The sequence below is a fragment of the Flavobacterium sp. ALJ2 genome (assembly GCF_015594725.1).
Lineage (GTDB): Bacteria > Bacteroidota > Bacteroidia > Flavobacteriales > Flavobacteriaceae > Flavobacterium.
Genome location: NZ_JADNRC010000017.1, coordinates 1 through 12,370 on the forward strand (window position 1 = coordinate 1; position 12,370 = coordinate 12,370).

The window sequence follows — 12,370 nt, forward strand, 5'->3', positions numbered from 1 at the left end:
GAATTAAAACGAACAAAAAAGTTGTTTTTTATTAATCGAGTATAGGTTAAAATGTATTGATATGTTAGAATCTACTAAGATACTTAGTATAGAAAATAATTTAATATGATATTTTTTAAACGAATTTTATAAAAAATGAATTTAGAATAATTGTATTTTTGTGTGTTATTAAATCTAAAAGTTATGAGAAATAAATTATTATTAGGAATTTTCACTATAGCAACGATATATTCATGTGCAGTAAATCCTGTTACGGGAAAAAAGAGTCTTAATTTTGTTTCTAATAGTGAGCTGTTTCCGTCTTCGTTTCAACAGTACAGTACTTTTATCAAAGAAAATAAAGTTATTACGGGTACTGCCGATGCGAAAAGAGTTGAAAATGTTGGAATGAAAATAAAAACTGCAGCTGAAAAATATTTGACCTATTTAGGACAATCACAATATCTTAAAGATTATCGTTGGGAATATAAACTTGTTGATAATAAAGAAGTGAATGCTTGGTGTATGCCAGGAGGTAAAATTGTTGTTTATTCAGGAATTTTGCCAGTAACCAAAGATGATGCAGGTTTAGCAACCGTTTTAGGACATGAGGTTTCACACGCATTAGCTAATCATGGTGCGCAACGTATGAGTGCTGCTCAATTACAACAACTAGGAGCAGCAGGAGTAGCTGCGGTTACAGGTAGTCAAAGTGCAGATAAACAAGAAATGTGGCAAAAATATTACGGAATTGGATCACAAGTAGGAGTGATGCTTCCGTTTAGCCGAGGTAACGAAAGTGAGGCTGATAAAATAGGACTAACGCTTATGGCAATTGCAGGATATAATCCAGATGAATCTATTGCTTTTTGGAAAAGAATGTCGGCTCAATCATCAGGTCAAACACCAGAATTTCTTAGCACACACCCATCAGATGCAACCAGAATTGCTAATTTAAGTGTATTAATTCCAGAAGCAAAAGCAACTGCACTTAAAGTAGGCATAATCAAATAAGTAAAGTATATATAGATTTCTAAAATCATTATTATTCAATAAAGCTATCTTTTTAAGGTAGCTTTATTCTTATGTAGTTATTGGCCAGTTAATTAAGTTGATTGATGATTTATTAATATATGATTTATTAAAAAACGATTCGATTATAATAAAATTTAGATAAATTCGTAGCCTATTAACAAAACTATTTCTATGAAAAACTTACCAAAAGGAGATAAGAAATTGCTAAATGCATGGGCATTTTATGACTGGGCAAATTCAGTTTACACATTAACTATTGCATCAGCAGTATTTCCAATATTTTATGAAGCTTTATTTTCTGAGGGTAATCATTATATTCATGTTTTCGGAATGAATCTTAAAAATTCGGCACTAATTAGTTTTGTAACAGCGATGGCTTTTTTAGTTGTTTCTTTTATTTCACCATTATTATCGGGTATTGCTGATTATGTTGGAGATAAGAAATCTTTCATGAAATTCTTTTGCTATTTAGGAGCCTTATCTTGTATGGGGTTATATTGGTTTAATCTGGAAAATATATATGTTGGATTGGCATTTTATTTTTTAGGATTATTAGGATATTGGGGAAGTTTGGTTTTTTATAATTCCTATTTACCAGATATTGCTTTTGTAGAGCAACAAGATAAAATTAGTGCCAAAGGATATTCTTTAGGATATATAGGAAGTGTGATTTTATTAATAATCAATTTGGCAATGATAATGAAGCCAAAACTTTTTGGAATCACAGGAACTGATGGTGAAGCAGCAATGAAAGCAATGCGATATTCGTTCTTAATGGTTGGAGTTTGGTGGATATTATTTAGTCAATATACATACTATTATTTACCAAAAGGAAGCAAAAAAGCGAGTCAGAAGCTATCTAAGCACATCATATTTAATGGTTTTAAAGAGCTAAAGAAGGTTTGGGCTTTATTAAAACAAAATATTCCGTTGAAACGTTATTTAGGAGGTTTTTTTGTTTCGAGTATGGCTGTACAAACCGTAATGCTGGTAGCTACCTATTTTGGAGCGCAGGAAGTTAAATGGGGATCTAAAGAAGAAGGTACAATTGGTTTAATTATTTGTATTTTATTAATACAATTAGTAGCTGTTTTAGGAGCAGTTTTAACTTCGAGAGCCTCAGCTAAATGGGGAAATATTCCAACTTTAATTGTCATTAATATGGTTTGGGCAGTACTTTGTAGTGTTGGGGCTTATTTTGTTACTTTACCTATACATTTTTACGTAATGGCAACTGTGGCTGGACTTGTAATGGGTGGAATTCAAGCTTTGTCACGTTCTACTTATTCAAAGTTATTACCAGAAACAGAAGATACTGCCTCATTTTTTAGTTTTTATGATGTTGCTGAAAAAATTGGAATTGTAATCGGAATGTGTGTTTACGGAATTATCGATCAAATAACAGGAAGCCCGCGTTCAGCTATAGTAATTTTAGGAGTATTTTTTGTAGTGGCTATCTTTTTACTGAGAAGAATACCCAAAAAAGAAGTTTTAATTTAGAATATAAAAATAGATCCCTTTGTTACAACTAAAATGTAGCAAAGGGATTTCTTTATTTAGTACTTTGATGCTAATTGTATGTCTAAGCTTTTGTAATGTTTCCTGAGCCACTTACTTTAGTATCTTTTGTTTTTGGATCTCCTTTATATTTTATATCTCCAGAACCAGATACTCTAGCTTTTAGATTTTCGCTACAAAAAACTTTGCTGTCACCAGAACCAGAAATGGTTATATCTACACTTTTAGCCTTTAATGCATCTGAATCAATATCGCCAGAACCAGACAATTTGGTTGTGAAAGTTTCAGTGTTTCCTTTTAGAACAACATCTCCAGAGCCGCTTACCTTAAGGTCAAACGTTTTTGTATTGATATCTAGGTTTAAATTTCCAGAACCTGATAGCGCTGCCGTAAAAGTATCGGACTTAATTACATTCTTAGATTTTACATCTCCTGAGCCAGAAAGCGTAACACTAGATATCTTTTCGAACGGAATAGTAACCTGAATATTTTTACCAATACTAGAACTGATATTTTTATTTTTTTCGGTGTAAATTTTAAGCACATTACCCTCAACTTCAACTTTAATATAAGGTTGTAAGTTCTCTTCAGCTTTTACTGTAATAGCACCTTCTTTTCCTGCAACTAAATCGACATCAAAGGATCCCATTACTTTAATATCATCATAAGAGGCGGTTGATCGGCTATCAGTTATGACTTTTCCATTTCCTTTTATACGTTCCTTTGACCATTGTGCATTAGCGACTGTAGATAAAAAGAATATACTACAAATTAATAATTGAACTGATTTTTTCATTTTTTGATTGATTTTAGATTATTGTTTTTTTATTAATGTGATATTTCCATAATTTGAGTTAAGGATTACTTTGTTTTGTCCTCTTTTCTTGTAAAATCCATCAACTTTTTTTGTGTTGCTTTTTTCTTCACTATTAATGATTTGTACAGAGGAATCTATTTTTAGACCCGAATATCTTGCTGAAATGTCAAAGTCGAAAGTATAGTTGTTGTCATATTTCAGTAACACATCCGAATAGCCAGAGATAACATTTATATCATTGGCTTTTTCATTTATAGTGCCTACAGATAGACTTCCGTAATTAAGATTAACATTTAAAGTATTTAGAATTTCACCAATATTAACGGTTAAATAGTTTCCTGAGCCGGTAACAGTACCCATTTTTTGAAATTTAAATGTTCCATATCTACTATCATATTTAATAACTTGACTGCCACCAATAACAACATCGGTATAACTAGTTTCAAGGTTTATTATTGGAGCATCATTGATTTTTAATCCAGAATATTTAGCTTTGACATCCCCATTCTTGATATAATTAATAGTAGAATTTTGACAATATTGTATTTCGATTGTATTACTATTTCCGTTTAGTCTCCCAAGGTTTATTTTTCCATATTTGCAAAAGATATTAGTAGTTGACGCTATATCTCCTATAGTAATGTTACCGTATTTATTATTTAGTTTTACAGATCCGTTTTTAGGTATTTTTATAATATAATTAATTTCAAAATTGTTGTTGCTTCCCATGCTTTTTAATGAAGAAGTTCCAATATTTGTAATGGCAGTAACCATTGATTTTAATGCTGTAATATCGATGTTAATGTTGTTCAATTTTTCAGTTACCCATTTTTCATTACTGCCAGAAACTTTTATGATTACTTCAATGTCAATCTGATCCTCATCCCAGGTCGTTACCGAGATATTTCCGTACCTGTTATCTATATCTATTCCGGCATCGGGGTTAACTATATAAGTTTTTTTGACATTTTTTTGCTTTGATATATAGCTATCGTCGTTTGCAAATCCGAGAAAAGGAATTATAAATAATAGAACAAGTAAGCTATAGTATTTTTTCATGTGTGCTGTTTTTAAATTTTTCATTTTCATCAATACAAGTTAATACATTTTGCAAGAATGAAATCCGAGTCTGTAAGTTGCTAATCATAGCGTAAATGATTTGTTTATTTTCGCCATTTTTTTGTAATTCAGCAATGATTTTAGCATAATCATTATCCATTGCTTTCATCTGTTTAAGTGCGTCGCTAATTATTTGTTCGTTTTCGGGAGATTTCCTATCATGAAGTTTTTCTAATTCATTGGCAATTAATGCACCAAAAATGGAGTCGGTTCTTTTTGTTTCCTGCGATGCAAATTTTAATTCTCTAGGTTTCTCATTCAAATTATAAAATATAGAAATTCCTAGCATAAGTACTATTGAAGCTGCAATAGCATATGTGATGGTGTGATTTTTTTTGGGTTTTGTTTTCTTTAATTTATTTAAAAAATCAGCTTCATGTTCAGGTTTCATCTCCTGAATATCCCACTGGTTTTCAAATTTTTTAAATAATTGGTCTAATTTGTTGTTTTCCTTTTTCATGTATCTAAATTTATTCTTTACAGCAGACATTGTGTATCTGCTTTTTATTTATCGGTGTTAATCCGACAACTTTTAAAAATATATATTTTGTGTTTGATGATTTACTATTGTTTACACAATATTTTTTTTAGTAGCGATTTCATTTCCTTCTAAAGCTTTTCGCAAACTGTTTTTGGCTCTATTCAATGTCGTTCGGCAGTTGGCATAACTAATAGCCAGTATTTCGCTTATTTCTTCTTGATCGTACCCTTCAATATAAAATAAGGTCAAAACCATTCGATAGTTATCTTTTAAAACCAAAATAGCATCCATCACTTGTTTTACTTTAAGAGAATCTAAATCTAGATTTTCTAAAAAGAAACTATCATTTTCTTCTATTTTGTATAGTGTTTTGCTAAGATCTTCTACTTGAAACGTATTATTTTTTTTGTAAAAATCAATACTGTAATTAATTATGATTTTCTTGAGCCAGGCCCCAAAAGCAACTTCTTGCTTATAGTCATCAATTTTGGTGAATGCTTTAAGAAAAGCTTCTTGCATAACATCTTGAGCATAGTGTTCGTCTTTTACAATACGATAAGCAACATTATACATAGCTTTACAGTATCTGTTGTATACTTCAAATTGTGCTTTTTGATTCTTTTGTTTGCACAATGTTATTAATTCTTCGATATTTTGGTTGGTTATATTCAAGTAGCGTCTAATGGTTTTTATTAATGACTTTGCTTTTTTTGGTTTGTTACAATTTTTATAAAATTAATTGTATTTATTTTTATAATTTGTTTTTAGAGCCTATAATTTGAAGTGAAACTTTCTATATTGCATTTCATAAAAATGAAAATTATTATTTAAATCTGTTTTGGCATAATGATTGTCTATTTTTATTGCTGTGCAAAGAAATAGGGGGCTTGTAGAGGTTTTACATAGAACGTAACAGGCTTATCTCATAATTTGCAATGTGAATTTATTTTTTAATGACAAAACGACTTACTATTATACTATGTCAAATCATAAAATACTTACTATTGACAATATGTCACTTCAGGAATTTGATTCTGAAGCCGAATTAATACCATTATTAACTCCCGAAGATGAGGAAGAAATGAATAACGAAGAGTTACCTTTTTCATTACCAATCTTGCCTTTGCGTAACACTGTTTTATTTCCAGGAGTTGTTATTCCGATTTCAGCAGGTAGAGATAAATCTATAAAGCTTATAAACGATGCAAATGCCGGTGATAAAATCATTGGAGTAGTTTCTCAGATAAACGAAGAAGACGAAGATCCATCTAAAGATGATATTAATAAGGTAGGAACAGTTGCGAAAATCCTTCGTGTGCTAAAAATGCCTGACGGAAATATTACAGTTATTTTGCAAGGGAAAAAGCGTTTTGAAATTACAGAAGTAACCTCAGAAGAACCTTATATAACTGCAAATGTAAAAGAAGTAGATGAAACTCGCCCAGAGAAAAATGATACTGAATTTAATACTATTGTTGATTCGATAAAAGAATTGGCGATTCAAATTATTAAAGAAAGTCCAAGCATACCTTCAGAGGCTACATTTGCAATTAAAAACATTGAAAGCCAATCGTTTTTAATCAATTTTGTTTCATCGAATATGAATTTATCTGTAAAAGAGAAACAAGATTTATTATCGATAAATGGCTTAAAAGAACGCGCGCTTGAAACATTGCGTTACATGAACGTTGAGTTGCAAAAATTAGAATTAAAAAACGATATTCAATCGAAAGTTCGTTTTGATTTAGATCAGCAACAACGTGAATACTTCTTACACCAACAAATGAAAACCATTCAAGAAGAATTGGGAGGAGTTTCGCAAGAGGAAGAAATGGACGAAATGAGCGAGAAAGCCAAAGGAAAAGTTTGGGATGAGAAAACGCAAAAACATTTCGAGAAGGAATTATCGAAAATGAGAAGAATGAATCCGCAATCACCAGATTTTGGTATTCAAAGAAACTATTTGGAGTTGTTTTTAGAATTGCCTTGGGGAACATTCTCTAAAGATAATTTTGACTTAAAACAAGCTCAAAAAGTATTAGATAGAGATCATTTTGGTTTAGAAGAAGTAAAGAAAAGAATGATAGAACATTTGGCGGTTTTAAAATTGCGAAATGATATGAAATCACCAATTTTATGTTTAACAGGACCTCCAGGAGTAGGAAAAACTTCAATAGGAAGATCTGTTGCAGAAGCTTTGGGAAGAGAGTATGTGCGTATTTCACTTGGTGGATTACGTGATGAAGCCGAGATTCGTGGACACAGAAAAACATATATTGGAGCAATGCCAGGTAGAATTATCCAAAGCTTGAAAAAAGCAGGGACTTCTAATCCAGTATTTGTTTTAGATGAAATCGATAAACTATCAAATAGTAATAGTGGTGATCCATCCTCTGCTTTATTAGAAGTTTTAGATCCAGAACAAAACAGTGCTTTTTATGATAACTTCTTGGAAATGGGATATGATTTATCGAAAGTAATGTTTATAGCTACTTCTAATAATATGTCGGCTATTCAGCCCGCATTAAAAGATAGAATGGAAGTGATTAAAATGTCAGGATACACAATAGAAGAAAAAGTAGAAATTGCACGTAAGCATTTGTTCCCAAAACAACTTTTGGACCACGGTTTAACTACTAAAGATTTGGCTATTGGTAAAAAACAATTAGAAAAAATTGTTGAAGGATATACTAGAGAATCAGGTGTTCGTAACCTTGAAAATAAAATAGCACAGGTAATTCGTAATGCGGCCAAATCGGTAGCAATGGAAGAAGAATACAATAAGAAAGTAACCGACGAAGATATTGTTAAGATATTAGGTGTGCCAAGGTTAGAACGAGATAAATACGAAACAAATGATGTTGCAGGTGTAGTTACAGGACTTGCTTGGACAAGTGTTGGTGGAGATATTCTTTTTATAGAATCATTAATATCAGAAGGAAAAGGCGCTTTGACTATTACAGGAAACTTAGGGACTGTAATGAAAGAATCGGCTACAATTGCATTGGAATATATCAAAGCAAATGCTAAAAAATTAGGATTAAATCCAGAATTATTCCAGAAATATAATATTCATATTCACGTACCAGAAGGAGCAACTCCTAAAGATGGTCCGAGTGCAGGTATTGCTATGTTAACTTCATTAGTGTCTTTATTGACTCAAACCAAAGTGAAGAAAAATATTGCAATGACTGGTGAAATTACTTTGCGTGGAAAAGTATTGCCAGTAGGAGGAATCAAAGAGAAAATATTAGCAGCCAAAAGAGCTAATATTAAAGAGATTATTTTATGTCATGAAAATAAAAGTGATATTGACGAAATAAAACCAGAATATTTAGATGGTTTGACTTTTCATTACGTAAAAGAGATGGGAGAAGTTTTAGCATTAGCTTTAACAGATCAGAAAGTTAAAAATGCTAAAGAATTGAAATAATGAATTCTATTTTAGTTCGTGATAGTAACAGATAATAATTTTGAAAATCCAAGTCCGTAAACTGATTGAATCAGGTTTTAGGATTTGGATTTTTTTATTTTAATTTGAAAACGACAATTTGTTATTTGTAATATTATAATTTTATCTTCGCAGCTACGTTTTAGTAAGAGGAAAAGCAATATATAAGTATGCTAAAAAAACTGGGATTCTTTTATTTATTTACTTTTTGTGCTGTTTCCTACGGGCAAATAGGAGGTAAGTATATCTATCAGTTTTTAAATTTAATGCCTTCGCCAAGGCAAGCAGCATTAGGAGGTAAAACAATCACCATTTATGATGATGATGTGAATCAGGTTTTGTTTAATCCAGCAACTTTAAATCAAGATATGAGTAATCATCTTGCTTTAAATTACGGGAGTTATTATGGAGAAGTAACCTATGGAAGCGGTTCTTATGCTTATACTTATGATCAGCATTTGCAAACTTTTCAGGCGGGGGTTACTTATGTAAATTATGGAAATTTTGATGGATATGACGAAAATGGTCAAGCAACTTCAGACTTTACAGGTAGTGAAGCAGCACTCTCTTTCGGTTATGCTTATAATATTCCATACACAGATATACATATTGGAGCAAATGCTAAATTAATTTCTTCGACTTTAGAGCGTTATCACTCTTTCGGAGGAGCAGTAGATTTAGGAATGCTCTACATTGATGAGAAAAATGATATAAACTGGGCTTTGGTTATTCGAAATATTGGAACTCAATTTAGTACCTATTCAGGGATTCATGAAAAATTACCTTTGGAGGTAATGGCAGGAGTTTCGCAGGAATTAGAAAATGTACCAATTAGATGGCATCTTACATTAGAGAATTTGCAACAATGGAATCTTGCTTTCTCGAATCCAGTGCGAGGTACGACAAATATAGACGGTACAACTAACGAAGAAAAAGTGTCCTTTTTTAATAATGCATTGCGACACGTAATTTTTGGAGTGGAACTTTTTCCTAAAAGAGCATTTAATTTTCGTGTAGGTTATAATTTTAGAAGAGGGGAAGAATTGCGAATTTTAGAGCAACGTAATTTTTCTGGAATGGCACTAGGTTTTGGATTAAAGTTAAATAAGCTAAAGTTTAATTATTCTTACTCCAGATATAGTTTGGGAGCAAATACAAATCTGTTTGGTCTGACGATTAATTTTCAAGATTAAGTTTATGAAAATAAAGTCAGGTAAAATTGCTTTTTTGTTTATGGCTTAATAAATAATAAGATTTTAGGCGAAGGGCTTGTAGCGAATGGTCAGGCTCAAAAATAGATGTTAGGAGGGGGTAAATTTAGTGATTTATCCAATTAAAAGGCTACTTCATTAGAAAGTACGCAATAGAAAGGCTTATAAGGTTTTTTCGGGAAGCATAAAGATTGTTAGGTTTAGATCAAATTAATAATAATGCATTAAAAAGAGCTATAGTTTTACATTATTATTCACTGTTCTATATGGAAGAGCAGGATTATTATATTTAAAATAGCCATTGATGCCCAATGGTTAATGAATAATTTTTTAAAAGGATTGGGAAAGTAATTGATACATCTAAATCAAATATCATTATGGATATTTACTACTAGGAACATAAAATAATTTAAAATTAATAAAATACTATTTTGAAAAAAATAACGATAGCAATTGATGGGTTTTCATCTACCGGGAAAAGCACTTTGGCAAAACAATTGGCAAAAGAATTAGAATATGTGTATGTTGACACAGGGGCTATGTATCGAGCTGTAGCGCTATATGCAATGAGAAATGGATATATAAGTGCAGATTCTTTTGATAAAGAAAAATTAGTTGCTAGTTTGCCTTTAATACAATTGTTTTTTCAGTTTAATGCCGAATTGGGTTTTGGAGAGATGTATTTGAATGGAGAAAATGTAGAAAAAGAAATTAGAACAATTGAAGTTTCTAGTTTTGTAAGTAAAGTTGCCGAAGTTTCTCAGGTGCGTTCTAAATTGGTAGAACAACAACAGGAAATGGGAGAAAATAAAGGTATTGTTATGGATGGGAGAGATATAGGAACAGTAGTTTTTCCTGATGCCGAGCTTAAAGTATTTATGACTGCAAGCGCTAGTACCCGTGCACAAAGGCGTTTTGATGAGCTGCAACAAAAAGGAGATGATGTATCTTATGAAGAAGTATTAAAAAATGTTGAAGAACGTGATTATATCGATACGCACCGTGAAGACTCGCCATTGGTGATTGCAGACGATGCTGTAGAAATTGACAATTCATACCTTAACAAAGAAGAACAATTTGCAGCCGTTATGGAATTGGTGAATGATGTTGTAAAAACAGCTTAATTCTTTGCAGATTTCATTTTAAATAGTAGATTTACCTCCTAATTTTATTTTAAAGACAATTCATCTTATGGGAATTAAAAACAGATTGATTATAATGAGTTTTCTTCAGTTTTTTGTTTGGGGAGCATGGCTTATTACAATCGGAAATTATTGGTTTGGAACTAAAAATTGGGAAGGAACTCAATTTGGTTTAGTTTTCGGAACCATGGGAATTGCTTCTTTATTTATGCCAACCCTTACAGGAATTATTGCTGACAGATGGGTAAATGCCGAAAAATTATATGGTGGTTTGCATATAGCGTATGCTTTAGTTTTGTTTGGAATAGCTCAAGTGACAACTCCAGATCTTTTTATATATGTTATGCTTGCTGCAATGTGTTGCTATATGCCAACAATTGCATTGAGTAACTCCATCTCATATACTTCGCTTAAATTAAATAATAAAAATATTGTAAAAGATTTCCCGCCCATTCGTGTATGGGGAACAATAGGTTTTATTGTTGCAATGTGGATTACCAATCTTAGTGGAAATAAATCAACAGAATATCAATTTTATATCGCTGGATTTGCAGCTTTAGTATTAGGAGTATATTCATTTACATTGCCAAAATGTAAGCCACAGCGTTTAACCAAAGAAAATGCTTCATTAACAGAAACATTAGGTTTGGAAGCTTTCAAGTTATTTGGTAATTATAAAATGGCATTGTTCTTTGTGTTTTCTATGTTTTTAGGAGGTGCTTTGCAGCTTACAAATGCTTATGGAGATGTTTTTTTAGATGAATTCAAGCATTTTCCAAAATATGCAGACTCATTTGTAATTCAGTATTCAACTATTATCATGTCGATTTCTCAAGTTTCAGAAACCTTGTTTATCTTGGCAATTCCGTTTTTCTTAAAGCGTTTCGGAATCAAACAAGTAATGCTTATAAGTATGCTTGCTTGGGTATTGCGTTTTGGATTATTTGCTTTTGGAGATCCAGTAAACGGTTTATGGATGATTATTATGTCATGTGTAGTTTACGGAATGGCATTTGATTTCTTTAATATTTCAGGTTCATTATTTGTGGAAAGCAATACAGATTCTAAGATACGTTCTTCGGCGCAAGGATTATTCATGATGATGACCAATGGTGTTGGAGCTATTCTTGGTAGTTTGACTTCGGGATGGGCTATAGATAGATATTTTACAAAATCATTTAAAAACTCGTCTGAATTGGCTGGATTTCTTCAAACTGATGCTACAAATCCTAAGATGTTAGATTTTGTAAAAAGTCACGGAAATACAGTTTCTACTGATGGTGTTTTTGGCAGCGAAATATTAATGAAAGACTGGCATAATATCTGGTTGTCATTTGCAGTTTATGCTTTAGTAATTGCTATTGCTTTTGCGGTTTTATTCAAACATAAGCACAATCCAAAAGAATTTGAGAATATGAGTCATTAAGAACTCGTTAATTATATTTTAAAGCCTATTTCTACTCGTAGAAAATAGGCTTTTATTTTTGTGAGATCTAATGATTGAATTGGACGGAAACCTAACAGGTTTTTAAAACCTTTTAGGTTTGTATTGTATTTTAAAGTTTTGTTTCGGAACATTGAGAAAAGTGATTACTCTAAATACCCATCAGTTGTTTT

At 31.5% G+C, this 12,370-nt stretch carries 10 protein-coding genes; 6 read left to right on the forward strand and 4 right to left on the reverse strand.

The features are described from left to right. Window positions 1-183 precede the first annotated feature (183 nt). Both IUY40_RS16730 and IUY40_RS16735 read left to right on the forward strand, forming a co-directional pair. Window positions 184-993, forward strand: coding sequence for a M48 family metallopeptidase (locus IUY40_RS16730; protein ID WP_195738007.1), 810 nt, complete (start codon window positions 184-186; stop codon window positions 991-993). Between the two features lie 192 nt (window positions 994-1,185). Continuing rightward, complete coding sequence (locus IUY40_RS16735; protein ID WP_195738008.1) at window positions 1,186-2,514, forward strand: MFS transporter; 1,329 nt, start codon at window positions 1,186-1,188, stop codon at window positions 2,512-2,514. An 82-nt stretch (window positions 2,515-2,596) separates the two neighbouring features. On the opposite strand, the gene IUY40_RS16740 is transcribed toward IUY40_RS16735, so the two are convergent. From IUY40_RS16740 to IUY40_RS16755, 4 genes are all read right to left on the reverse strand, one after another. Next, window positions 2,597-3,328, reverse strand: coding sequence for a head GIN domain-containing protein (locus IUY40_RS16740; RefSeq protein ID WP_195738009.1), 732 nt, complete (start codon window positions 3,326-3,328; stop codon window positions 2,597-2,599). 18 nt (window positions 3,329-3,346) lie between these two features. Further along, window positions 3,347-4,408 carry a hypothetical protein gene (locus IUY40_RS16745; RefSeq protein WP_195738010.1) on the reverse strand — a complete coding sequence of 354 codons (1,062 nt, stop codon included), beginning with the start codon at window positions 4,406-4,408 and terminating at the stop codon, window positions 3,347-3,349. Beyond that, window positions 4,392-4,928 carry an anti-sigma factor gene (locus IUY40_RS16750; RefSeq protein ID WP_195738011.1) on the reverse strand — a complete coding sequence of 179 codons (537 nt, stop codon included), beginning with the start codon at window positions 4,926-4,928 and terminating at the stop codon, window positions 4,392-4,394. The genes IUY40_RS16745 and IUY40_RS16750 overlap by 17 nt, the downstream gene beginning before the upstream one ends. 111 nt (window positions 4,929-5,039) lie before the next feature. Then, on the reverse strand, window positions 5,040-5,621 hold the full coding sequence (locus IUY40_RS16755) for an RNA polymerase sigma factor (protein ID WP_195738012.1): 582 nt from the start codon (window positions 5,619-5,621) through the stop codon (window positions 5,040-5,042). Window positions 5,622-5,928: 307 nt separating this feature from the next. Here IUY40_RS16755 and lon point away from each other — a divergent pair, with 307 nt between their 5' ends. The 4 genes from lon (at window position 5,929) to IUY40_RS16775 (ending at window position 12,179) form a co-directional block, all read left to right on the forward strand. After that, window positions 5,929-8,382 carry an endopeptidase La gene (gene lon / locus IUY40_RS16760; RefSeq protein ID WP_195738013.1) on the forward strand — a complete coding sequence of 818 codons (2,454 nt, stop codon included), beginning with the start codon at window positions 5,929-5,931 and terminating at the stop codon, window positions 8,380-8,382. Window positions 8,383-8,570: 188 nt separating this feature from the next. Continuing rightward, window positions 8,571-9,593 (forward strand): type IX secretion system protein PorQ, encoded by a 1,023-nt coding sequence (porQ, locus tag IUY40_RS16765; protein ID WP_195738014.1) that lies wholly within the window; start codon window positions 8,571-8,573, stop codon window positions 9,591-9,593. Between the two features lie 449 nt (window positions 9,594-10,042). After that, entirely contained in the window at window positions 10,043-10,735 is a 693-nt protein-coding gene (gene cmk, locus IUY40_RS16770; RefSeq protein WP_195738015.1) for a (d)CMP kinase, read from the forward strand. A gap of 67 nt (window positions 10,736-10,802) precedes the next feature. Next, window positions 10,803-12,179, forward strand: a complete 1,377-nt coding sequence (locus tag IUY40_RS16775) for a nucleoside permease (protein WP_195738016.1) — start codon at window positions 10,803-10,805, stop codon at window positions 12,177-12,179. Window positions 12,180-12,370: the final 191 nt, after the last annotated feature.